Genomic DNA, 22,997 nt, shown 5'->3' with positions numbered 1-22,997 from the left:
AAATCAAGGTGTAAATATACTATTTCTAACGGAGCTTAAATAGCGAAGATGTGGTTGTTTTTATTAATTTATAAACGAAAACGTTATAGCTTTAAGATAGTTACAGCAAACTTGTAGCTATTTCTTGTCTATTTTTTCCTGAAATGCAAAATAGGCTCTTTGTGAAGCTTTCTCTTCTGCCTTCTTCTTTGAAGTTGCTCGCGCTCTTGCGATTACTTTATCGTCTATACTTAATTTTACGCCAAATAAGCGCTGACCGTCAATACCATTATCTTCAAAAATGTCATAATGAAAGACTCTCTTTTCTTTCTGACACCATTCGATAACCAAACTTTTATAGCTAATTACTTTACCCTCAAGTCGTGCAATATCGACATAAGGGGCTACAACTCTTTTTTGAATAAATTTTTCACAAAATGAATATCCCTTATCCAGATAAATTGCACCTATAAGTGATTCGAAAATATTACCATGAATATTTTCTCCAAAATGCTGGATAGGCACTTTGCTTTCTACAAAACGAACCAGGTTTAAATCTTTTCCTAATTCATTTAAATGCTCGCGACTCACAATTTTTGAGCGCATTTTTGTCAAATAACCTTCGTCGCCGTTTGGCGCTTTGTTAAATAAATGAGCTGCAATTACAGCACTTAACATAGCATCTCCTAAAAATTCAAGCCTTTCATAATTTATTGGATGTCCTGATTCATCTAATTTATTCGAAGATCTGTGCGTAAAAGCTTTCTTATAAAAATCGATTGTGGCAGGTTGAAAGCCAAGTATTTTCTGAATAGTGTCAAAAAAAATCCCGTCTTCTAGAGAACGGGATTTAGAAAATATTTTTTTGATAATATTCATATACAGAAATTAGTCAACTAATTTTTTAAACAATACGCATGCATTGTGTCCACCAAAACCAAAAGTGTTACTCATTGCAACATTTACTTCTCTTTTTTGAGGTTTGTTTAAGGTAAGATTCAATGACGGATCAATGTTTTCATCCACTACAGTATGATTAATAGTCGGAGGAACAATACTATGTTGCATCGCTAAAATAGAAGCAATTGCTTCGATAGCTCCGGCAGCACCAAGTAAGTGTCCTGTCATTGATTTAGTAGAGTTTATATTGATTGTTTTTGCATGATCGCCAAAAACAGCACTAATTGCTTTTAATTCGGCAACATCTCCTAATGGAGTAGAAGTTCCGTGAGTGTTGATATGATCTACATCTTCAGGGTTCATTCCGGCATCTCTTAATGTATTTTTCATTACTGCAATAACGCCTATTCCTTCCGGATGTGGTGCAGTTAAGTGGTAAGCATCAGATGACATTCCTCCACCTCCAACTTCGCAATAAATTTTTGCACCTCTGGCTTTAGCATGTTCATATTCTTCAAGAACTAAAGCTCCTGCTCCTTCACCTAATACAAAACCATCTCTGGTTGCATCAAAAGGTCTTGAAGCTGTTTCAGGACTTTCATTTCTTGTTGATAAGGCGTGCATAGAATTAAAACCTCCCATACCTGCAATTGTAATCGCAGCCTCAGATCCACCTGATACAATAACATCACACATTCCTAAACGGATGTAGTTAAAAGCATCAATTAATGCATTTGCAGAAGATGCACATGCAGAAACAGTAGTATAATTTGGTCCCATATAACCATTACGCATAGAAATGTGCGCAGGAGCAATATCGGCAATCATTTTAGGAATAAAAAACGGATTGAATTTTGGTGTTCCGTCTCCTTTGGCATAATAAATAACTTCTTCCTGAAAAGTTTCTAATCCTCCAATTCCTGCTCCCCAGATAACACCAACTCTTGTTTTGTCGATATTGTCATTTGTAAGTCCGGCATCTTTAATAGCCTCATCACTTGCAGCAACAGCATATTGAGCGAATTTATCTAATCTTCGAGATTCCTTGCGATCCATGTAATCTTCAATATTGAAGTTTTTTACTTCACAGGCAAATTTCGTTTTATGCTTCTCTGTATCATAATACGTGATAGGAGCGGCTCCGCTAACCCCATTCACAAGTGCCTCCCAGTAATCCTGGATATTATTCCCGATCGGAGTAAGAGCACCTAATCCTGTTACAACAACTCGCTTTAACGTCATAAATATGTGTTTTGTACTTTAAACAAATAAAACCCACGCTTTCTTAATTGTATTGTTACTTAAGAGCCATGGGCATTACAATATAAATATATCTTTTTGATTGAAAACCAATCGAAATTTAAATTTTAAAAAAATAATAACACCCGACTTATAGAATATAAAAATCGGGTGCAGTATTATTATTTTTTAGCTTCCTCGATATAAGAAATAGCTTGACCAACAGTAGCAATGTTTTCTGCTTGATCGTCTGGAATTTGAATATCAAATTCTTTTTCGAATTCCATAATAAGCTCAACAGTGTCTAATGAGTCAGCTCCTAAATCATTAGTGAAGCTTGCTTCTGTTACAACTTCGTTTTCGTCAACACCTAATTTGTCTACGATAATCGCTTTTACTCTTGATGCAATGTCTGACATAATCTTTAATTTTAGAATTTAATTTGTTGGCAAAAATAAAAAACTTTATTTTAAAACCACGATTTAGTTTATAAATGTAACACTAATTTATAAAATTAATTTCAAGAAAGACTTTTTAATACTATTTATTTTCGATTATTATTCCGTTTTTTGCATTCTCAAATTACATTCTATTATGAAAAAAATTATTGTTTTTGCCTCAGGATCAGGTACTAATGCTGAAAACATCATTAAATATTTTGCAAAAACTAAAATTGCAAAAGTTGTTTCTGTTTTTACGAATAATGCTTCGGCGAAAGTTATCGAAAGAGCAAAAAATCATCAAATTCCGACCGAAATCTTCTCAAAAAACGAATTATTAGAAAGTAACCTCTTACAAAAGATACAGGAAATCGACCCGGATATGATAGTTCTTGCAGGTTTTTTATTGAAATTTCCAGACCATATAATCGAGAAATATCCCAACAAAATAATTAACATTCATCCCGCTCTTTTACCTAAATATGGAGGAAAGGGAATGTACGGAATGCACATACACAGGGCTATAGTTAATAATAAAGAGAAAGAAACCGGAATTTCTATTCATTATGTAAATGAGCATTATGATGAAGGAGGTATTATTTTTCAGAAAGATGTAGCCTTAACAAATGAAGATACTCCGGAAACAGTAGCAGAAAAGATTCATGAACTGGAACAAAAGTATTTTCCGGAAATTATTTCGAGACTATTAGAGGATTAGACTTTAGATTTCTTAGACATAAGGCTTCTTAGATTTTAATTTCAAATAATAAAAATCTAAGAAGTCTGGAATATAAAATCTAGGAGATCCAAAAACAAAAATCTAAGAAGTCTAACAATCTAAAATCTAAGAAGTCTAAAATGAATCACGAAGTACATATATATACTGATGGCGCTGCAAAAGGAAATCCAGGAAACGGGGGGTATGGAGTAGTGATGGAATTGGTTGGCACGCCACATAAAAAAGAATTCTATGAAGGTTTCCGGCTTACTACTAATAACAGAATGGAACTCTTGGCTGTAATTGTAGGTCTGGAAAAACTCAAAAAACCAAATATGAAGGTTTTGGTGGTGTCAGATTCTAAATACGTAATTGATTCTGTTGTAAAAAAATGGGTTTTTGGCTGGGAGAAGAAGAATTATACCGGCAAAAAAAATCCGGACCTTTGGAAACGCTTCTTAATTATTTACCGCAAACATCAAGTCGATTTTAAGTGGATAAAAGGTCATAACAATCATCCTCAAAACGAACGCTGCGATGAACTGGCTGTTATGGCATCGATGCAAAAGAATCTTTCTGTAGATGTTTACTATGAAACCATAGGATCTAAATCATAAAAAAATGCGTCAGGAACAATCGCTCCTGACGCATTTTTAATATTCTTAAAATAATTTACTCTTTATCTAAGTCTTTAGCTTTGTTAAACCCTGCAAGCAAACCAACTCCTGCCATAATAAAAATGACAGACGGATAAACCGCAGAATCAGCAAGTGAAGTGTAAGTCGTGATTAGCAATGCGACAAAAATCCCTATTCCGCTTCCTATTAATAAAAAAGCCAGGTTGACAATAAACACTTTCCATAATGGAACACCTTTTCCGTGTCCTTTTAAAAAGATACTGGCATCAACACCTTTTTCTATAAGTGCTAAACGTTCTCTGTTTCTTGTTGAGTAAATAAGATAAACAATCCCGAAGATCATTAAAAAAAGACTAATTGGTATTAAAATTTCTGGTCCCATAATTTTTATGTTTTTATAATTGATTGATACCCATATGACGACAGCTTTTGAATTGAGGTTACAATAAAAGTGAAAAAATTCAATATTTTAAATCCCAAATTCCAAAACTCACTGATTATGAGTTAATTTTGAGTTTAAATTTCTTTTTTAATAAGCAATAAATCTTTATAGCAAGAGCATAGTAACGACAATCTTGTCATCCCGAGGAACGAGGGATCTCCGCAAGAAACTCCGCAATCAAAATCGCCAATCTCTGTCGAGCAACTTGTGGAGATCCCTCGTTCCTCGGGATGACAAAAATAAGAGATTGTTCTTGCAAAAACGAGTGCCCTAGCCCCGATAGAAGTGGAAATCCTTTTGTGGCGGGGTTCGCCACAAAAGATTGGAACGGATAGCGGGATTAGCTCTTAAAAAAAGATTTGGTTTTATTATAGAAATCAGGAAGACTAGATTCTAAAAATCAAATCGAAGTTGGAATTTGGAATTTTAAAAATATTGAAATTTATTTTAAAAATCTTGTAACCTAAACACAAAACGTGTCGTCCTATATAATATGAGCACAATAAGCGATCAACATTATATCGATAAAATTATACAAGGCGAGACCAATGCTTTTGCCGTGTTGGTAGATCGTTATAAAGATATGATTTTTACATTGGCTCTTAAAATGATCAAAAACAGAGAAGAAGCTGAAGAAGTTGCACAAGACACCTTTATTAAAGTATATAGTTCTCTCGCAAAGTTTAAAGGAGATTCTAAATTCTCGACCTGGATTTATAAGATTGCTTATAATACGTGTTTAGACCGTTTGAAAAAAAATAAAAAAGAAGACAATAATATATCGATAGATGAATTTTCAGCTCATTTAATAAAAACAATGGATAACGCTCTAAGTACTCTTGAAGATAAAGAACGAAAGCAAACCATTCAGAATTGCTTGAATTTATTGCCGAGTGAAGAAAATTTCTTGTTAACTTTATTTTATTTTGAAGATCAGAGTTTAGAAGAAATAGGAAAGATCATGAACATTAACGCTAATAATGTCAAGGTAAAATTATTTAGAAGCCGACAGAAATTAGCTGTAATTTTGAAAAAGCAATTAGAACCAGAAATAATAGAATGTTATGAAAGAAAATGATAAAGAAATAGAAAATCTGATTGAGAAAATGATGCGTCAAAACACCTTAGAATCACCATCTATTGACTTTACTTCAAAAATAATGTCACAGGTTTTAGTTGCTGAGAAAAGCAAAATCAAAGTATATAAACCTTTAATTTCTACAGCAACCTGGATATTCATTGCCATGGTATTAATTGCTTTGACTGCGTATGCTGTTTATTCAAATAATGATGCTTCTAATTTTGAAATTGCCAAAACATATTCTGATAAAGCTTCTGAATTATTTTCAGGAATTCATTTTTCTAAAAGTATACTGTATTCCCTTTTAATAGTTCCTTTTATGATATTAGTTCAGATTGGGGTTTTGAAGAATTATTTTGATAAGAAGTATGAGTTGTAGAATTTATTTTGAATAATTATGATTGAAAAGAAAAACAATCCGAATAACAGCAAATTATCTAAAAAAGATTTCCTGAAATGGATAAAAACGGCTGAAAAATCTCCAACGATGTATTTAGAAAAGTTTAATGAAAAATGGGAGGAAAAAAACGGAAAATTTTAAAAACCTAATAGTTGTTGTAGGTTGTTATCTGAATGAATCTTCTCTCTTTCTTAAGTAATCTATTCCCTGATAACAATCTCTGCTTATGTCATATTTGTTTTTATACATAAGATAAGTAACCGTAAGATATTCTCCTTCTTCAGATTTCATAATTGATTTGTTAAGTTGTAAAACTCCTTTTTTACCTGACGGCTTAGAATACTTTTTAAAAAATTGATCAAATCCTAAATCTGAATATTCTTTTTCTATTTTTTGATTTAATGTAAACCTTTTTGGATATCTTGGGTTTTTAAATAGTTTTTTATCCAAAACAAAACCATCATTTAAAACGGCACTTAAAAACTCTTTGAAGGACTTGAATTTTTCAGAATAATCTTCTTTATAAAATAAAAATAGCGCATCACCATTTGTCAAAACAATTTCATCACGATTTACACCAAAATATAAATCCGTAAATGATGCTGGTGGAGGTGGCAATCTAACAATTCCATTTTTAACTTCTCCTCGATCTGCCAACTTCTCAATCATTTCCTTAGAAAAATTGGGTTCTTTTCTTTCACAGGAAATCAAAAAACAAAGCAATATTAATAAGGTTAGAATTTTCTTCATAAATAAGATTTGATGTTAAAACAAATCTAACTAAAATCTTCAACACTTTTTTCAAAAATAATTATTGTATTTTAAATCCAAAAAACATATTTTAAGCACTCACAACAATCAAATACAATTCATTCATTTACAACAGTTTTAGCCCCGCAAACGATATTGTTTTTTTATGAAAATTTTGAGAACCTAAACCGTTGCAATATTGTAACTTATGAAGTATCTTTGCACCCTAATTCGAAATTCATAAAATGAATAAATTATTGATTGTTGGAACGGTTGCTTTCGATGCTATCGAAACTCCTTTCGGAAAAACAGATAAAATATTAGGTGGTGCTGCAACGTACATTGGTTTATCAGCATCATTTTTTAACTTACAATCGGCCATTGTTTCTGTAGTTGGCGACGATTTCCCTCAAGAACATTTAGATCTTTTAACTTCAAGAAATATTGATATCTCTGGTATCGAAATTGTAAAAGGCGGAAAAACCTTTTTCTGGAGCGGTTTATACCACAACGATCTAAACTCCAGAGACACTCTTGTAACTGAGTTAAACGTTTTGGCTGATTTTCAACCAAAAGTTCCTCAGAACTATAAAGATGCTGATGTTGTGATGTTAGGAAACTTACATCCTTTAGTACAAAGCAGTGTTTTGGACCAAATGGAGAAAAAACCAAAATTAGTAGTTTTAGATACTATGAACTTTTGGATGGATTGCGCTCTTCCTGAATTATTAGATGTAATTAAACGTGTAGACGTTATCACAATCAATGATGAAGAAGCAAGACAACTTTCAGGAGAATATTCATTAGTAAAAGCTGCAAACAAAATCCAGGAATTGGGACCAAAATACGTGGTGATCAAAAAAGGAGAACACGGAGCACTTTTATTCCATAACAGAGAAGTATTCTTTGCACCGGCATTACCATTAGAAGATGTTTTTGATCCAACAGGAGCCGGAGACACTTTTGCAGGTGGTTTTTCAGGATTCATCGCGCAAAGCGAAAACATTTCGTTTGGCAATATGAAAAATGCAATTATTTACGGATCTAATTTAGCTTCATTTTGTGTAGAGAAATTTGGAACCGAAAGGATGGAAACATTAAGCAAAGCAGAAGTAGCGATTCGATTACAACAATTTAAGTCGTTAACTCAGTTTGACATAGAAATATAATGCCTTGAAGCCTCGATAAAACGGGGCTTTTTTATTACGTTATTACGCACAACTTACAACAACAACACAAAATACAAAAAACAATGAGCGACGCTTTAAAACACGAATGTGGTATAGCCTTAGTTAGACTTCTTAAACCGCTTGAATATTACAAAGAAAAATACGGAACTGCTTTTTACGGGATACAAAAAATGTATCTAATGATGGAGAAGCAGCATAACCGTGGACAAGACGGCGCTGGTTTTGCAAGCATCAAACTTGATGTTGAGCCAGGACAACGCTACATTAGCAGGGTTCGCTCGAATCATGCACAGCCTATACAAGATGTTTTTAAGCAAATCAATGACCGTATCAATGAAGAATTGACTGCGAAACCTGAAATTGCTGATGACATAAACAAAATCAAAGCAGAAATTCCATACGTTGGTGAGTTATTTTTAGGGCACGTTCGTTACGGAACTTTTGGAAAAAACAGCATCGAAAGCGTACATCCATTTTTACGTCAGAGTAACTGGATGCATCGTAATCTAATTTTGGCTGGTAACTTTAATATGACCAATGTTAAAGAACTTTTTGAAAATTTAGTAGAACTTGGACAACATCCAAAAGAAATGGCCGACACTGTAACGGTGATGGAAAAAATTGGTCACTTCTTAGATAAAGAAGTAATGCAATTGTACCAGGATTGCAAAGCCGAAGGTTATTCTAAAAGAGAAGCTTCTCCAGTAATTGCAGACCGATTGGATATTGCTAAAATATTAGGACGTTCTGCTAAAAATTTAGACGGAGGTTATGCAATGGCCGGTTTACTTGGTCATGGCGACGCTTTTGTATTTAGAGATCCGGCAGGAATTCGCCCGGCATATTTCTATCAGGATGATGAAGTGGTAGTTGTAGCTTCTGAAAGACCAGTTATACAAACCGTATTTAATGTTCCTTTTGAAAGTGTTCAGGAAATTGAACCAGGAAACGCTCTGATTATTAAGAAAAGCGGAAAAGTTTCTATGGAACAAATTTTAGAACCAACAGTTAAAAAAGCATGTTCTTTTGAAAGAATTTATTTTTCAAGAGGAAGTGACGCTGAAATCTATCAGGAACGTAAAAATTTAGGAAAATTAATTTTACCGGCTGTTTTAGAATCAATTGACAGCGATACAGATAATACTGTTTTCTCTTATATACCAAATACTGCAGAAACTTCATTTTATGGTTTAGTTGAAGCAGCGCAGGATTTCTTAAATCAAAGAAAAAATAATTATATTTTAGCCAACAGAAATACGCTGACTGCTGAAACATTGCAGGAATTGTTAGCTGTAAAAATACGTACAGAAAAAGTTGCGATTAAAGATGCTAAACTTAGAACATTTATTACTGAGGATAGTAGTCGTGATGATTTAGTGGCTCACGTTTATGATGTGACTTACGGAGTAATCAAACCAACTGATAATTTGGTTATTATTGATGACAGTATTGTTCGTGGTACAACACTTAAAATGAGTATCATTAAAATGATGGATCGTTTAAAGCCTAAACGTATTGTAATTGTTTCATCGGCTCCGCAAATTCGTTACCCTGATTGTTACGGAATTGACATGGCTAAGCTTGAAGGTCTTGTCGCTTTTAGAGCAGCATTAGCTTTATTGAAAGAAAGAAACTTATATCATATCGTAGATGAAGTTTATGCAAAATGTAAAGCACAGGAAAACTATATTGATAGTGATGTTGTGAATTATGTAACTGCAATTTACGATCAGTTTACTCCTGAAGAAATCTCAGATAAAATTGCCGAAATGTTGAGTTCTCCGGAAATCAATGCTGAGGTAAAAATTATTTTCCAAAAGGTAGAAGATTTGCATATTGCATGTCCAAAAAATCTAGGAGATTGGTACTTTACGGGAGATTATCCTACACCAGGAGGAAATCGTGTTGTAAACAGGGCTTTTATGAATTTTTATGAGGGAAAAGATGCGCGAGCGTATTAATAAAATACTAACAAAAGGTTAATTTGTGCATTTCATCGGTTTTTTTTACCGTTCATCCTATATGTTTGGTAAAAATGAAAAGCTACAATACTTTTGAGATACCATAACATTAGTAGGTTAAGTTTATGGTAGATTTGGGGCAAAAAGGGTGGAAGCAATTCCACCTTTTTTATTGGAATAAAGTCAAATATTTTATAAAGTAATAGACTACAGTTACTTAATCGGATTTATTTGCCATTCGTCTATAAAATTTTTTTCATAAATATAGCTATCATACATTTACAAAACCATAACATTAGTAGGTTAAGTTTATGGTAGATTTGGGGCAAAAAGGGTGGAAGAGATTCCGCCTTTTTTATTTCTTTTTTTTAAGAAAGAACAAAGACGAAAAATATAACGACAAAAAAAAGACGAATAACCATTAGGCTATTCGTCTTTTCTCTTTATTCTATTTTCGACTACTTGTCTAAAGCAAATCTTCTTGCAACTTCTGTCCAGTTAATTACACTAAAGAAAGCTTCAATATAATCTGGTCTTCTGTTTTGATAGTTTAAGTAGTAAGCGTGCTCCCAAACATCCATTCCTAAGATTGGAGTTCCACCGTTACCGGCAACTTCCGGCATTAATGGATTATCTTGATTTGGAGTACCTACAACTTCTAGCTTACCGCCTTTTTTTACTGTTAACCAAGCCCATCCTGAACCAAATTGAGTTGCTCCGGCTTTTGCAAATTTTGCTTTAAACTCTTCGAAAGTTCCAAAAGAATCTTCGATTGCAGCTAATAAATCACCTGTTGGTAATCCACCACCATTTGGAGCCATTACAGTCCAAAATAAGTTATGATTGTAGAAACCTCCACCGTTGTTACGAACTGCAGCGTTTGTTTTATCTAAGTTGATTAAAATATTTTCGATTGTCTTACCTTCTAAATCTGTTCCTGCAATTGCAGCGTTAAGATTTGTAGTATAAGCATTATGGTGCTTTGTATGATGGATTTCCATTGTACGAGCATCAATATGTGGTTCTAGTGCATCATATGCATAAGGTAATTGTGGTAATTCAAAAGCCATGATATTTATGATTTTATGATTTATAATAATTTATCCCAAATTTAGACATTTAACTTTGGAATAGAAAATACTATTTCGTTATAATTGAATTTAATTAACTGATAATTTGATTTTTTATGAGTTAAATACTTGTAAATCTTTATTTTCCGTTAAAAGTTGTCATCGTATTTTCTAATCCGGCGGTTCCAAAAGATTTTATAATTTCTGAAGCTACTTCTAAACGTTCCGGTAATTTTGCTTTTTCGTCTTCGTCCCATTCTCCTAAAACGTAATCGATTTGCTGTCCTTTTTTGAACTGATCGCTGATGCCAAATCTAAAGCGGGTGTATTGTTGTGTATTTAAGATGAGGTTGATATTCTTCAAGCCGTTATGACCTCCGTCGCTTCCTTTTGGTTTGATGCGGATGGTTCCAAAAGACAGGTTTAAATCATCTGTAATTACTAAAATATTCTCTAGAGGTATGTTTTCTTTGTCGATCCAGTATTTTACAGCCTTGCCGCTTAAATTCATGTAGGTGTTTGGTTTAAGCAGAAAAAAGGTTCTGCCTTTGAATTTATATTCGGCCAAAGCGCCCAGTTTCACGGTTTCGAATGAAAGGCTTTCTTTTCGGGCTAAAAAATCTAATACTTTAAATCCAATATTGTGTCTTGTATTTACGTATTCGGCACCAATATTTCCTAAACCTACGATTAAATATTTCTTCATATTATCTATGTTCTCTTCTTTTTGTGTTGATGAAAACAGTTTTGTTATCCATTTTATCATAATACAAAAATAAGGTTAATTAGATAATGTGGCAATTAGATAATTAGATAATTTGGTTTGTGTGTGGCTTTAACTGCAAATAATGGCACGCGGATGACGCAGATTTGAATGGATTTAAGCGGATTATTTTTTTATCATTTTATCACACTTATAAGATTGCGTAAAAACCTTTGCAACTTTGTACCTCTGAACCTTTACAACTCTTTTCTAATAAAAAACTAAATTTCTGGCTAGCCCTGACAGAAGCGGCATCCTTTTTCTTGCTTCTTTAGCAAGGAAAAGATACAGCGGATGGCAGGAACGTCAGGTCTTGAAAAAACCGAAGATTTCTGCTTCCGAAAATTAAATTCCAAATTCCAATCTTATATAAGGCAAAATTAAAAGCAAAAAAAAGCACCAATCTTTCGATTGATGCTTTTGTATTGAAAATTTGAAAAAAATTATTTTTTCTTTCCTTTTGCAGGAGCTTTTGCAGCTTTTGCAGCCTCTTGAGCAGCTTTCATAGCAGCACGAGAGATTCTTACCTGAGCAACAACAGTGTTCTCTGGGTGCATAACTTTGTATTCTGGTTTTCCAACTTTAGTAACGTATAATTTGTTACCCATTTCAAGTGGAGTAATGTCAGCTTCAACAAAGTCAGGAAGATCTTTAGGTAAAGCTTTAACTTTTAATTTACGAGTGTTTAAACGTAAAACACCACCTGCAAGAACACCTTTTGATGTACCTACAACTTTTACAGGAACTTCCATAGTGATTTCTTTGTCATCAAATAATTGAAAGAAGTCAATGTGTAAGATTTTGTCAGATACTGGGTGAACCTGAATATCTTGTAAAATTGCATTAAATGATTTTCCTTTTCCAAGCTCAATCACAACTGTGTGTGCGTTTGGAGTGTAAACCAAGTTTTTGAACGCTGCAGCGTCTGCTGAGAAGTGTACTGCTTGATTTCCTCCGTATAACACGCAAGGAACCGCTCCAGCATTACGTAAGGCTTTAGTTGACACTTTGCCCACGCTTTCTCTTTCTGATCCTTTAATTGTAATCGATTTCATTGTAAAAAAATATAGTTATTAATAAATATTCTAATTTGTTATAAGCTTTAGGCTTTTGTAAAGCATCATATTGCTTTTACATTATAAATTTTCCACTAATGGAATTGTTGTGGTGTACCATGTGCATAACTTCAGCAAAAAGAGGTGCACAACTCACTACTCTTATTTTTTTTGATTCTTTCTTTAACGGAATAGAATCGGTAACTATTAACTCGCTTAATTTTGAGTTTTCAATTTTTTCGTAAGCGTCACCAGATAAAATGGCGTGTGTACAAATGGCCCTTACGCTTAATGCTCCTTTTTCGATCATTAAATCTGCTGCTTTTGCTAATGTACCACCAGTATCGATCATGTCGTCTACTAATATTACGTTACGTCCTTTTACTTCACCAATTAGTTCCATAGTGTCGATAACGTTGGCTGCTTTTCTTTGTTTGTAACAGATTACTACATCTGATTCCAGAAACTTAGAGTAAGCATATGCTCTTTTTGAACCTCCCATATCCGGAGATGCAATGGTTAGATTGTCTAACTTTAAACTTTCTACGTATGGTAAAAAGATTGTAGATGCAAATAAATGATCTACTGGTTTTTCGAAAAACCCCTGAATTTGATCTGCGTGCAAATCCATTGTCATAACTCTTGTCGCTCCGGCAGCATCTAATAAATTAGCTACTAATTTTGCTCCAATCGGAACTCTTGGTTTATCTTTTCTGTCTTGTCTTGCCCAACCAAAATAAGGCATAACAGCTGTAATGTGTCTTGCAGATGCGCGTTTTGCAGCATCAATCATCAGTAACAATTCCATCAAATTATCAGCAGTTGGAAAAGTTGAACACACGATAAAAACGCGTAATCCTCTGATTGACTCTTCGTAAGATGGCTGAAATTCTCCATCACTATACGTTGACATCGTTACTTTACCCAGCGGGATTCCGTATTGCTCGGCAATTTTTTCCGCAAGATAAACACTTTTTGAACAAGCAAATATTTTAGCTTCTGGTTCTAGGTGCGACATTATAATTTGTTGTTTTGTAGTTAGTTGTGTGTGCTTCGTTTTAACGAGGTGCAAATTTAGAAAATTTATTGGACACTGAAAGGAAAAATTTAAGTATTTTTAGTAGAACATTTAATTTTATTTTTTACATTTGCACCGTGTTAAAGGAATAAGCACAGTTATGACATCATAATTAACTTATTCTATTGCGTTAAAATAATTAATTCATTAGTTATTTTTTCGTCTGCTAAGCCCGGATGGCGGAATTGGTAGACGCGCTGGTCTCAAACACCTGTGGGAAACCGTGCCGGTTCGACTCCGGCTCCGGGTACAAAAACCTCTTCGTAACTGAAGAGGTTTTTTTGGTTTTATACAATTTGACAATCAATTGTGTCAGGATAATTGTTTTGCTTTTTGGATTGGTTATATCTACTTCGTGGTTTTATTTTAATTCTTCTTTTGTGTAATTTCTAGTTTTTTGTGCTTGATTCGTTTTTTTTTTTTTTTTTTTTTAAATTAAAGATTTTAGGTGATGTGTCTGGACTGGTAAATTTATCGGGTTTGTTGTAGCGAAGAATGTGGTCAACTTGTATTAGGCTTGAGTTTTTAGCAAAAAAAAATACCACTTACATTTGTAAATGGTATTTAATAAGCTCCCTCTCTTGGGCTCGAACCAAGGACCCTCTGATTAACAGTCAGATGCTCTAACCAACTGAGCTAAGAAGGAATCACCTTAAAGGTAAATATGTTTGCTAAAAAAAGTTGCTCCCCCTCTTGGGCTCGAACCAAGGACCCTCTGATTAACAGTCAGATGCTCTAACCAACTGAGCTAAGGAGGAAGTTGTTGTTCTTTTTAGCGAGTGCAAATATAGAGGATTTTTTAGTTTCTCAAAAATATTTTAGCACTTTTTATAAAATATTTTTACTTGCCTACAATTGCTTTGTAAATGTCGTTTCCGTTAGCGAATAAAAGCAGTCCTATAAGTAAAACGAAACCAACCATTTGGGCGTTTTCAAGGAATTTATCGCTCGGTTTTCTGCCACTAATTATTTCATATAATAAAAACATCACATGACCACCATCAAGTGCCGGAATTGGCAATAAATTCATAACTCCAAGCATAATCGATAATAAAGCAGTGATCGACCAGAATACTTCCCAGCTCCAAGAACTTGGAAAAATGTTAAAAATCGCTGCAAAACCACCTACTTGTTTGTATGCTTTTGTTTCAGGGTTAAAAATCATTTTAAGCTGTTTTCCGTAACCTACTAATTGATCTTTACCTTTTGTTAGTCCCACAGGAATTGATTCAAGGAAACTATAGTTTTTAGTGCTTACTTTATAATACCCCAGTTTTTCTAATGATTCAATATTTAAACCACCAACACCAACTCCTAATTTTCCAGCAGTAGAAACTTTAACTGTAACAGGGATTTGTTTTAAATCTCGTAAAACTACAGCAGGAATTGTTTTTCCTTTGTTACTTTCTAAAATAGCTTTCGCCTGATCAAAATATCTTGCCTCTTGTCCGTTAAGACTAACAATTAAATCTTTTGGTTTTAAAGCCGTATTATTTCCTGATTCAGGAGTTACACTTGCCACAGCAAAAGGAATCCTCATGTCTACAAGCGGGGCATTTTTCTGTTTTGACAACTGATCTACAAAATCAGTAGGCATTTTTATGGTTTGTTGTTGTCCGTTTCTTTCGATTAAAACTTCTTTAGCCATTATAATTTTCATGTTGATGTCGTTATCGAAGTTTTCTATTTTTTGCCCGTCAACAGCCAGGAATTTATCACCGGTTTTAAAACCAGCTTTTATCATTACAGGACTTTCAACTAAAACTCCGTCTTTTAAATCAGCATTTGCTACATATGTATCGCCATAAGCAAACGCCATACCTATATATATAATAAACGCCAGAATGAAGTTTACCGTAACTCCACCCAACATAATAATCAAACGCTGCCATGCTGGCTTAGAACGAAATTCCCACGGTTGCGGAGGCAAAGCCATTTGTTCTTTATCCATGCTTTCGTCGATCATTCCGGAGATTTTTACATAACCTCCAAGTGGTAACCATCCGATTCCGTATTCGGTTTCGCCAATTTTCTTTTTTAATAGAGAATATTTAACATCAAAAAATAAGTAAAATTTTTCGACCCTTGTTTTAAATAATTTTGCAGGAATAAAATGTCCTAATTCGTGAAGAATAATAAGTAAAGATAAACTCAATAGAAATTGAGAGAGTTTGATAACTATATCCATTTTGTATTTTTAGTTCGTAATTTAACGCACAAAAGTAACGTTTTCTGATTAATTTGAGACCGCAAGATAATACTTAAGGTTTTAAATGTTTGTTAATTAATAAACATTTAGATTTCTAGTTTTAACAAGAAGCTTTAACTTTACTTTTTTAAACACTATCTCACTCAATAGGTAGTATAAAACCATTAAAAGTTACAATTATGGCTTCATTATTATTTTCTCCTCTTACTATAAAAAAAATTACTTTAAAAAATAGAATCGTTATATCGCCTATGTGTCAATATTCAGCAATTGATGGATTTGCAAACAATTGGCATTTGGTTCACTTAGGCAGTCGTGCCAGCGGAGGAGCAGGTTTAATTATTCAGGAAGCTACAGCAGTTTCTCCAGAAGCGAGAATTTCTCCTTCTGATTTAGGAATCTGGAAAGATGAACATATTGAAAAATTAAAAAGCATCAACGAATTTATTATTTCCCAAAATTCAGTTCCCGGAATTCAATTAGCACATGCAGGACGTAAAGCAAGTGTTTCGGTTCCTTGGGAGGGTAATAAAAAATTAGATTCAACAAAAGGAGGATGGCAGACTGTTTCGGCGAGTTCAATTCCATACCACGATGATGAGCCATTTCTTCCGGAAACATTGGACGAAAACGGAATTCAAAAAGTTATTTCAGATTTTAAGGCAGCAACAAAAAGAGCTGTTGAAGCAGGTTATCAGGTAGTGGAAATCCACGGAGCACATGGTTATTTATTACATCAGTTTTTATCACCTTTAACTAATATCAGAACGGATAAATATGGCGGAAGTTTCGAAAACAGAATTCGTTTCACCTTAGAAATTGTAGATGCTGTAAAATCAGAATGGCCATCAGATTTACCTTTATTTGTTAGAATTTCAGCTACAGACTGGGCAGAAGGAGGTTGGAATCCGGAAGAATCTGTAAAACTTTCAGCGATCTTAAAAGAAAAAGGAGTTGATTTGATTGACGTTTCTTCAGGCGGTTTGGTTTCGCACCAAAAGATTTCTGTTGGTCCTGGTTATCAGGTTTCTTTCGCGGAACAAATCAAGAAAGAAGTAAATGTTTTAACCGGTGCAGTTGGTTTAATTACTGAGGCAAAGCAAGCCGAAGCAATTTTAGAAAATGGTCAGGCCGATTTGGTTTTATTTGCAAGAGAATCCCTTAGAAATCCGAACTTGCCGTTAGATTTTGCCAAAGAATTAAACGACGATATTCAATGGCCAAAACAATACGAACGCGCTAAAATTTAATTTTTCTTGCCACAGATTACACAGATTTCAATTCAATTTTGAATTTTTTTTGCCCAATACAATTAGTGAGAATTAGTGAAATTCGTGGCGAACTTTTATTTAAAAAAATCATTCTAATCTGTGACAGAAAAAACTAAACAACATACAAAATGCAAAAAATAAAAACAGCACTATTATCATACGGAATGTCGGGAAAAGTTTTTCATGCTCCGTTTTTAGATATTCACCCTGGATTTGAACTTTTAGGTTCTTGGGAAAGAAGTAAAAAATTAATTCAGGCAGATTATCCAACCGTAAAAAGTTATCCTTCTATTGAGGATTTATTGGCAGATGATGTCGATTTGGTAATTGTAAATACACCTGTTGGAACACATTTCGAATATGCAAAGAAAGTTTTATTGGCAGGAAAACATGCTGTTGTTGAAAAAGCATTTACAACAACCGTTGCTGAAGCCGAAGAATTAGGCGCAATTGCTAAAGAAAAAGGATTAAAATTAGCTGTTTTCCAAAACAGAAGATGGGATAGTGATTTTAAAACTGTTCAAAAAATAATTAACGAAGGAACTTTAGGCGATTTGGTAGAAGCCGAATTTCATTTTGACAGATATAATCCATTATTGAGCCCAAAAGCACATAAGGAAACTGTAAATGATGGTGCAGGAATCCTGAAAGATTTAGGTCCGCATTTAATCGATCAGGCCGTTTGTTTATTTGGTTCTCCAAAATCGGTTTTTGGCGATATTCGCTATACAAGAGAAAATTCCTTAGTAGATGACTGGATCGATTTATTATTAATTTACGAAGATTTCAGGGTTCGTCTAAAGGCCAGTTTTTTTGTTAGAGAGGCAAATCCTGCATATACGATTCATGGTAAAAAGGGATCTTTCCTAAAACCTCGCGGAGATGTTCAGGAAGATGATTTGAAACTGGGAAAAAAACCAAACTTAGAGTCTTGGGGAACAGAATCTGAAACCTTAAATGGACTTTTGCATGCCGAAATTGACGGAAAAGAAATAAGAGAAAAGATACCAACACTTCAAGGAAATTATTTTTCATTTTTTGATGGTGTTTATGATTCGATTTCAAATAATAAAACCGAACCTGTAACAGCACAAGACGGTCTAAAAGTAATGCAGATTATAGAAGCTGCAATTGCAAGCCATGCACAGCAAAAAGTCATTAATTTGTAAAAAGTAGCCCACGGATTTTGCGGATAAAACGGATCATCACGGATTTGTTTTAAGGTAAAGATTTTCTGTAGAGACGCACAGCAGTGCGTCTTTTTTTATGCGGACACATAAAAACCTTAGTAACTTAGCATCTCAGAACCTTAGCACCTTTAAAAAACTTTGCCCTTTTAAAAAAGAATTTATAAACATACAACGTTATAAATTTAGTAACTAGTAGGGTTTTATAGTCTATAAAGTTGCTTTTTAGTACTTTTATAGTATCAAATCTAAAAAGCATCACTTTGATAAGTTTCAATCCATTATCGCTATTTCAAACTAAAGGTAAAATCAAGAAAGTTTACAGAGAAGCAAAAGCTTCTTATTTAAACCGAATTCGAATTGCTGTGGGAATATTTTATTTTGGAATGGGATTAAGTTTTGCAACCTGGGCCAGTAGAATTCCGGACATTAAAAGTGCCTTGAATTTATCCGAAGGTGATTTGGGATCAATTCTTTTTGCCCTGCCAATGGGACAATTAATTATTATGCCTTTTTCAGGAAAGATGGTTACTAAGTTTGGAAGTCACAGAATTCTGATTTTCTCCTTGATAATGTATGTTTTATGTTTGGCAAATTTAGGTTTGGCCACATCAGCATTACAATTATCGTTAGGATTATTTCTATTCGGAATTTTCGGAAATCTAGCCAACATCGCCGTTAATACACAAGGGGTTTATACTGAAGTACTTTTTAAGAGAACAATTATGTCTTCTTTTCATGGCATGTGGAGTTTTGCCGGATTTACCGGTGCTTTGGTTGGGTTAGGAATGTTAACTTTAAAACTCACACCTTTTCATCATTTCTTAATTGTTGGAGGAATTGTGTTATTAATGGTTGCTTTCAATTTTCAATTTTTGGTAAAAGCCAAAGAAAAAATAAAACATAAAACTGCTGAAAAGAAAAAGCTTTTTGTAAAACCGGACAGCGCATTAATATGGCTTGGTGTAATTGGTTTTTGCAGTATGGCAAGCGAAGGTGTAATGTTTGACTGGAGTGGTGTTTACTTCAAGGACATTGTAAAAGCGCCCGGAGCTTTAGTAATCTTAGGATATACTTCATTTATGATTATGATGGCCAGCGGAAGATTTTTAGGCGACGGAATGATTAATAAATTTGGCCGCGAACGCGTTATGCAAATTAGTGGTGTCATGATTTCTACCGGACTTTTTACCGCAGTCTTTCTACCTTATATTATACCGTGTACAATTGCTTTTATGCTTGTTGGTTTAGGAGTTGCTACAATTGTTCCTACAGTTTATAGTATGGCAGGAAAAAATCCAACTGTTCCTCCTGGAGAAGCTCTAACAATTGTTTCAAGCGTAAGTTTCTTAGGTTTTTTAATGGGACCTCCCGTTATTGGGCATATTGCTGAAAGCTTTGGACTTCAATTTTCTTTTGCTTTTATTGGAATTTTTGGTGTTCTGATTGCCTTTATGGTCTCTAAAATTAGAACAACAGAATAAATTAAATGCTTTTATAGTTGAGAACATTTTAATGATTAAAACCAATTAATGTTTTTAATCATTAAATAAACTCTTAAAAAGTTTTTATAATAAAAAAAATTAACAAGAAATTACTTTATTATTGTTTTTTGTTTATATTTGATTTTTGAAATCTATTCTTGATAGATTTGAATATACCATAAGTCTTTTCCAAAGACCAATTTTATCTTTTGATGTAAGGATCTAAAGTGTTTTGAAAAACCAAAGCAATTTAATCTGAAAATTATTGATTAAAGTAAATTGGTTTTTCATGGGAAAAAAATACGCACTTGTTTTTATTTTATTGTCTTTCGGAACTGCTTATGCACAACAAGAAACTACTTTTTCAGGGATAGTAATTGATGCAAAGACACAAAATCCTCTGGAGAATATTGTGGTAAGTATTCAGAATTCTTCTATTACACAACTTACCAATACAAAAGGAAAATTTGAATTACAATCTTCCATACAAGGAGAACAGTTATTACTACTACATAGTCAGGGATATAAAGATTTACTGCTAAAAATAAATTCAAATTCAGAGCAAAAAGTTAATCTCGGGATATTGCAATTAGAAGATAATTTTTCTATTGAGATTCCTGCAGCTTTAATCACATTGTTAGACAGTGATTTGTCTGATGATAATAGTTCGTCAGAGATGACTTCAGGACTTTTGCAATCTTCAAAAGATGCTTTTATGCAATCTTCAGCTTTTAATTGGGGACAGGCCAGGTTTAGGGTTCGGGGTTTAGACAGTGAAAATGGTACCATGATGCTCAATGGCATGAGTATGAATAAAATTTATGACGGAAGACCACAATGGAGTAATTGGGGAGGTTTGAATGATGTGCTTAGAAATCAGGAATTCTCTGTTGGGGCAGCAGCTTCAAATTACACTTTTGGAGGGATATTGGGAACACAGCAAATTTCAACCCGCGCCTCGGCGTATAGGAAAGGAGCAAGACTTACTTTTTCAGCAAGCAATACCTCTTATAATTGGCGTGCTAATGCTACATACGTTTCGGGCATGAATTCTAAAGGTTGGGCGTATGTGATTTCAGCAGGAAAACGTTTAGGAAATGAAGGTTACTTTGAAGGAACTAATTTTGATGCTGAATCATTTTTTATAAGCTTGGAAAAGAAATTAAACAACAAACATTCTTTAAACTTTACAGGATTTTATACTCCCAGTTCCAGAGGAAAAAATTCAGCAAATACAAATGAAGTAATACAATTAACCAACGAAAAATACAATTCATACTGGGGATACCAAAATGGAGAAAAACGAAATGCCAGAGTAAAAAACGTCGAAGAGCCATTAGCAATGCTAAATCATTATTTTAAGATAAATGAAAAAGCAAATCTGAATTCGACTGTAATGTATCAGTTTGGCAAAATAGGGAATAGCACGATTGATTACCAAAATGCAAATAGTCCGGATCCTGTTTATTATCGAAAATTACCCAGTTATTATACTTCGCTATATGGAAAAGATAAAGGTGAGTTTTCTGGAGATTTCACTCCGGATTATTTAAGTGCAGAACAAAACAAAAGACTATTTCTGGAAAATCCTCAAATTAGATGGGATGAAATCTATCAGGCAAATCAGAGGCCAATATTAAATTCTGATGGGAAAATTATAAGTTATCGGCCTTCACAAAGTCATTATGTTTTGTACGAAGACAGAACGGATGATAAAACTTTTTCAGCCAATACAAACTTAAATATTCAAATTACAGAAAATAGTAGTTTTGATGGTGGAATAACATTTAGAAATTTGAAATCTCATCAATTTCAATATCTTTTAGATTTATTAGGAGGTGAATATTTTACAGATATCGATGCATTTTATAGTGGAGATCAAGCACAATCGGATTTGCAAAATCCAAATCGGCAGGTAAAAAAAGGAGATATTTACGGATACAATTATAATTTGCTGGCTACGACAATTGATGCTTTTACGCAGTTTAAATTTAATTATAATAAAGTCGATTTTTATGTAGGACAATCGTATTCGGTTTCAAATTATCAAAGACAAGGTTTGTATCAAAACGGAATCTATTCAACAAGTTCTCTGGGCAAAAGTCAGAAAGTAAATTTCGAAAATTTTGGTTTCAAAGGCGGATTCACCTATAAGATTTCAGGGAAGCAATGGCTTTTTTTTAACGGAATGCATCTTACCAGAGCACCATCTCTTCGAAATACTTTTGCAAACTCACGTTTAAATAACTCAGTTGTTGACGGAATTGAAAATGAAAATATCAGTAGTACCGAAGGTAATTATGTCTATCGCTCCCCCAAACTTAAAATCCGTACAACGGTTTATTATACATTAATAAAAAACAGTACTAAAACTTCTTTCTTTTATGCTGAAGGAATTTTTGACAGAGGAGCAAGCTATAACAATACAGATGCATTTGTAAGTCAGACTTTAACAAATTTAGATAAGAAGAATATTGGAGCAGAATTAAGTTTTGAATATCAGATTTCATCAACTATAAAAACAACCTTGTCTATTGCTTACGGTAATTATACCTATAATAGTAATCCAAATGTTTCGATTACAAATGATGCAAATGCTGCGAAAGGAGATGTACAAACCACTTTTGATTTTGGAGAATCCTATCTTAAAGGGTATAAACAGCCAGGTATGCCACAGCAAGCTTATTCGATTGGATTAGAATATAGAGATCCAAAATATTGGTGGTTCGGGGCAAATATTAATTATATGACAGAAAGTTATATTGATATTTCACCTATTGCCAGAACGGCTCGTTTTTATAAAAATCCTATTAGTGGTCTAGTGTTTCCTGAAGCTACGGAAAACCGGGCTGCAGCTTTATTAAAACAGGAAAAATTTGATCCAATTTCATTACTAAATATTACAGGAGGTAAATCCTGGCGTATTTCAGGAAAATACATTGGACTTTTTGCGAGTATAAACAATGTCCTCGACCTTACATATAAAACAGGAGGATTTGAACAAGCCCGAAATGCCAATTTCAGGGCACTTAATCAAGACGTGTCCAGTCAAACACCATCATTTGGCCCTAAATATTTTTATGGTTACGGAAGAACGTATTTCATGAATCTTACTATCAGCTTATAATCTTTAAAACATTCA

General features: G+C 33.6%; 21 protein-coding genes and 3 tRNA genes. 12 read left to right on the top strand and 12 right to left on the bottom strand.

Going from position 1 to position 22,997, the window contains the following annotated elements; translation table 11 throughout:
• Positions 1-117: 117 nt before the first annotated feature.
• The 3 genes from rnc to RC62_RS18045 all read right to left on the bottom strand — a co-directional run bounded on the left by rnc (position 118) and on the right by RC62_RS18045 (position 2,537).
• Positions 118-858, bottom strand: a complete 741-nt coding sequence (rnc, locus tag RC62_RS18055) for a ribonuclease III (RefSeq protein WP_055097611.1) — start codon at positions 856-858, stop codon at positions 118-120.
• 9 nt (positions 859-867) lie between these two features.
• Positions 868-2,121 (bottom strand): beta-ketoacyl-ACP synthase II, encoded by a 1,254-nt coding sequence (fabF, locus tag RC62_RS18050; RefSeq protein WP_055097610.1) that lies wholly within the window; start codon positions 2,119-2,121, stop codon positions 868-870.
• A gap of 179 nt (positions 2,122-2,300) precedes the next feature.
• Positions 2,301-2,537 (bottom strand): acyl carrier protein, encoded by a 237-nt coding sequence (locus tag RC62_RS18045; RefSeq protein WP_007137004.1) that lies wholly within the window; start codon positions 2,535-2,537, stop codon positions 2,301-2,303.
• Positions 2,538-2,712: 175 nt separating this feature from the next.
• Between RC62_RS18045 and purN the strand changes: the two genes are divergently transcribed.
• Both purN and rnhA read left to right on the top strand, forming a co-directional pair.
• Positions 2,713-3,276 (top strand): phosphoribosylglycinamide formyltransferase, encoded by a 564-nt coding sequence (purN, locus tag RC62_RS18040; RefSeq protein WP_055097609.1) that lies wholly within the window; start codon positions 2,713-2,715, stop codon positions 3,274-3,276.
• Between the two features lie 140 nt (positions 3,277-3,416).
• On the top strand, positions 3,417-3,893 hold the full coding sequence (gene rnhA, locus RC62_RS18035; RefSeq protein WP_055097607.1) for a ribonuclease HI: 477 nt from the start codon (positions 3,417-3,419) through the stop codon (positions 3,891-3,893).
• Positions 3,894-3,948: 55 nt separating this feature from the next.
• Here rnhA and RC62_RS18030 read toward each other — a convergent pair whose 3' ends face one another.
• Complete coding sequence (locus RC62_RS18030; protein WP_055097606.1) at positions 3,949-4,296, bottom strand: DUF6249 domain-containing protein; 348 nt, start codon at positions 4,294-4,296, stop codon at positions 3,949-3,951.
• A 553-nt stretch (positions 4,297-4,849) separates the two neighbouring features.
• On the opposite strand from RC62_RS18030, the gene RC62_RS18025 reads away from it, so the two are divergent.
• The 3 genes from RC62_RS18025 to RC62_RS22925 are packed head-to-tail and all read left to right on the top strand — an operon-like array spanning position 4,850 to position 5,978.
• On the top strand, positions 4,850-5,434 hold the full coding sequence (locus tag RC62_RS18025) for an RNA polymerase sigma factor (protein WP_055097605.1): 585 nt from the start codon (positions 4,850-4,852) through the stop codon (positions 5,432-5,434).
• Positions 5,421-5,816, top strand: a complete 396-nt coding sequence (locus RC62_RS18020; RefSeq protein ID WP_055097603.1) for a hypothetical protein — start codon at positions 5,421-5,423, stop codon at positions 5,814-5,816. The genes RC62_RS18025 and RC62_RS18020 overlap by 14 nt, the downstream gene beginning before the upstream one ends.
• 18 nt (positions 5,817-5,834) lie before the next feature.
• Positions 5,835-5,978, top strand: a complete 144-nt coding sequence (locus RC62_RS22925; protein ID WP_157472562.1) for a hypothetical protein — start codon at positions 5,835-5,837, stop codon at positions 5,976-5,978.
• 24 nt (positions 5,979-6,002) lie between these two features.
• Here the strand turns inward: RC62_RS22925 and RC62_RS18015 are convergent, their stop codons facing one another.
• Positions 6,003-6,587, bottom strand: coding sequence for a hypothetical protein (locus RC62_RS18015; protein WP_055097602.1), 585 nt, complete (start codon positions 6,585-6,587; stop codon positions 6,003-6,005).
• Positions 6,588-6,832: 245 nt separating this feature from the next.
• On the opposite strand from RC62_RS18015, the gene RC62_RS18010 reads away from it, so the two are divergent.
• Positions 6,833-7,756, top strand: a complete 924-nt coding sequence (locus RC62_RS18010; protein WP_055097600.1) for a PfkB family carbohydrate kinase — start codon at positions 6,833-6,835, stop codon at positions 7,754-7,756.
• A gap of 83 nt (positions 7,757-7,839) precedes the next feature.
• The gene (locus RC62_RS18005; RefSeq protein WP_055097599.1) at positions 7,840-9,738 is read left to right on the top strand and encodes a hypothetical protein; all 1,899 of its coding nucleotides are present in this window, start codon (positions 7,840-7,842) and stop codon (positions 9,736-9,738) included.
• Between the two features lie 458 nt (positions 9,739-10,196).
• Here the strand turns inward: RC62_RS18005 and RC62_RS18000 are convergent, their stop codons facing one another.
• From RC62_RS18000 to RC62_RS17985, 4 genes are all read right to left on the bottom strand, one after another.
• On the bottom strand, positions 10,197-10,808 hold the full coding sequence (locus tag RC62_RS18000; RefSeq protein ID WP_055097598.1) for a superoxide dismutase: 612 nt from the start codon (positions 10,806-10,808) through the stop codon (positions 10,197-10,199).
• Between the two features lie 139 nt (positions 10,809-10,947).
• Positions 10,948-11,574 (bottom strand): aminoacyl-tRNA hydrolase, encoded by a 627-nt coding sequence (gene pth, locus RC62_RS17995; protein ID WP_055097596.1) that lies wholly within the window; start codon positions 11,572-11,574, stop codon positions 10,948-10,950.
• 440 nt (positions 11,575-12,014) lie between these two features.
• Positions 12,015-12,626 carry a 50S ribosomal protein L25/general stress protein Ctc gene (locus RC62_RS17990; RefSeq protein ID WP_055097594.1) on the bottom strand — a complete coding sequence of 204 codons (612 nt, stop codon included), beginning with the start codon at positions 12,624-12,626 and terminating at the stop codon, positions 12,015-12,017.
• A gap of 76 nt (positions 12,627-12,702) precedes the next feature.
• Complete coding sequence (locus RC62_RS17985; RefSeq protein WP_055097593.1) at positions 12,703-13,644, bottom strand: ribose-phosphate pyrophosphokinase; 942 nt, start codon at positions 13,642-13,644, stop codon at positions 12,703-12,705.
• 230 nt (positions 13,645-13,874) lie between these two features.
• Between RC62_RS17985 and RC62_RS17980 the strand changes: the two genes are divergently transcribed.
• Positions 13,875-13,954: transfer RNA gene (locus RC62_RS17980), tRNA-Leu, on the top strand.
• 322 nt (positions 13,955-14,276) lie between these two features.
• Here the strand turns inward: RC62_RS17980 and RC62_RS17975 are convergent.
• The 3 genes from RC62_RS17975 to rseP all read right to left on the bottom strand — a co-directional run bounded on the left by RC62_RS17975 (position 14,277) and on the right by rseP (position 15,892).
• Positions 14,277-14,350 (bottom strand) — tRNA-Asn (locus RC62_RS17975).
• A 38-nt stretch (positions 14,351-14,388) separates the two neighbouring features.
• Positions 14,389-14,462 (bottom strand) — tRNA-Asn (locus tag RC62_RS17970).
• 83 nt (positions 14,463-14,545) lie between these two features.
• Positions 14,546-15,892 carry an RIP metalloprotease RseP gene (gene rseP, locus RC62_RS17965; RefSeq protein ID WP_055097592.1) on the bottom strand — a complete coding sequence of 449 codons (1,347 nt, stop codon included), beginning with the start codon at positions 15,890-15,892 and terminating at the stop codon, positions 14,546-14,548.
• Positions 15,893-16,092: 200 nt separating this feature from the next.
• On the opposite strand from rseP, the gene RC62_RS17960 reads away from it, so the two are divergent.
• From RC62_RS17960 to RC62_RS17945, 4 genes are all read left to right on the top strand, one after another.
• Positions 16,093-17,163: an NADH:flavin oxidoreductase/NADH oxidase gene (locus RC62_RS17960; protein WP_055097591.1), complete on the top strand. Its 1,071-nt coding sequence runs from the start codon at positions 16,093-16,095 to the stop codon at positions 17,161-17,163.
• 149 nt (positions 17,164-17,312) lie between these two features.
• Positions 17,313-18,353 carry a Gfo/Idh/MocA family oxidoreductase gene (locus RC62_RS17955; protein ID WP_055097589.1) on the top strand — a complete coding sequence of 347 codons (1,041 nt, stop codon included), beginning with the start codon at positions 17,313-17,315 and terminating at the stop codon, positions 18,351-18,353.
• A 281-nt stretch (positions 18,354-18,634) separates the two neighbouring features.
• Positions 18,635-19,855 carry an MFS transporter gene (locus tag RC62_RS17950; RefSeq protein WP_055097588.1) on the top strand — a complete coding sequence of 407 codons (1,221 nt, stop codon included), beginning with the start codon at positions 18,635-18,637 and terminating at the stop codon, positions 19,853-19,855.
• A 289-nt stretch (positions 19,856-20,144) separates the two neighbouring features.
• Entirely contained in the window at positions 20,145-22,982 is a 2,838-nt protein-coding gene (locus tag RC62_RS17945) for a carboxypeptidase-like regulatory domain-containing protein (RefSeq protein ID WP_055097586.1), read from the top strand.
• Positions 22,983-22,997: the final 15 nt, after the last annotated feature.

The organism is Flavobacterium aquidurense (assembly GCF_001404985.1).
Classification (GTDB): Bacteria; Bacteroidota; Bacteroidia; order Flavobacteriales; family Flavobacteriaceae; genus Flavobacterium; species Flavobacterium aquidurense_B.
The sequence above is the reverse complement of the archived record's forward strand: the minus strand, read 5'-3'. Positions and strand labels throughout refer to the sequence as shown.

Excerpts from the sequence above, each read along its gene's own strand:
- pth (WP_055097596.1), bottom strand. The coding sequence starts at position 11,574 with ATGATAAAATGGATAACAAAACTGTTTTCATCAACACAAAAAGAAGAG.
- RC62_RS18005 (WP_055097599.1), top strand. The coding sequence starts at position 7,840 with ATGAGCGACGCTTTAAAACACGAATGTGGTATAGCCTTAGTTAGACTT.
- RC62_RS18015 (WP_055097602.1), bottom strand. The coding sequence starts at position 6,587 with ATGAAGAAAATTCTAACCTTATTAATATTGCTTTGTTTTTTGATTTCC.
- RC62_RS18010 (WP_055097600.1), top strand. The coding sequence starts at position 6,833 with ATGAATAAATTATTGATTGTTGGAACGGTTGCTTTCGATGCTATCGAA.
- rnhA (WP_055097607.1), top strand. The coding sequence starts at position 3,417 with ATGAATCACGAAGTACATATATATACTGATGGCGCTGCAAAAGGAAAT.
- RC62_RS17945 (WP_055097586.1), top strand. The coding sequence starts at position 20,145 with ATGGGAAAAAAATACGCACTTGTTTTTATTTTATTGTCTTTCGGAACT.
- RC62_RS17955 (WP_055097589.1), top strand. The coding sequence starts at position 17,313 with ATGCAAAAAATAAAAACAGCACTATTATCATACGGAATGTCGGGAAAA.
- RC62_RS18025 (WP_055097605.1), top strand. The coding sequence starts at position 4,850 with ATGAGCACAATAAGCGATCAACATTATATCGATAAAATTATACAAGGC.
- rnc (WP_055097611.1), bottom strand. The coding sequence starts at position 858 with ATGAATATTATCAAAAAAATATTTTCTAAATCCCGTTCTCTAGAAGAC.
- purN (WP_055097609.1), top strand. The coding sequence starts at position 2,713 with ATGAAAAAAATTATTGTTTTTGCCTCAGGATCAGGTACTAATGCTGAA.
- RC62_RS18000 (WP_055097598.1), bottom strand. The coding sequence starts at position 10,808 with ATGGCTTTTGAATTACCACAATTACCTTATGCATATGATGCACTAGAA.
- RC62_RS18045 (WP_007137004.1), bottom strand. The coding sequence starts at position 2,537 with ATGTCAGACATTGCATCAAGAGTAAAAGCGATTATCGTAGACAAATTA.
- RC62_RS17985 (WP_055097593.1), bottom strand. The coding sequence starts at position 13,644 with ATGTCGCACCTAGAACCAGAAGCTAAAATATTTGCTTGTTCAAAAAGT.
- RC62_RS18030 (WP_055097606.1), bottom strand. The coding sequence starts at position 4,296 with ATGGGACCAGAAATTTTAATACCAATTAGTCTTTTTTTAATGATCTTC.
- RC62_RS18020 (WP_055097603.1), top strand. The coding sequence starts at position 5,421 with ATGAAAGAAAATGATAAAGAAATAGAAAATCTGATTGAGAAAATGATG.
- RC62_RS17960 (WP_055097591.1), top strand. The coding sequence starts at position 16,093 with ATGGCTTCATTATTATTTTCTCCTCTTACTATAAAAAAAATTACTTTA.
- rseP (WP_055097592.1), bottom strand. The coding sequence starts at position 15,892 with ATGGATATAGTTATCAAACTCTCTCAATTTCTATTGAGTTTATCTTTA.
- RC62_RS22925 (WP_157472562.1), top strand. The coding sequence starts at position 5,835 with ATGATTGAAAAGAAAAACAATCCGAATAACAGCAAATTATCTAAAAAA.
- fabF (WP_055097610.1), bottom strand. The coding sequence starts at position 2,121 with ATGACGTTAAAGCGAGTTGTTGTAACAGGATTAGGTGCTCTTACTCCG.
- RC62_RS17990 (WP_055097594.1), bottom strand. The coding sequence starts at position 12,626 with ATGAAATCGATTACAATTAAAGGATCAGAAAGAGAAAGCGTGGGCAAA.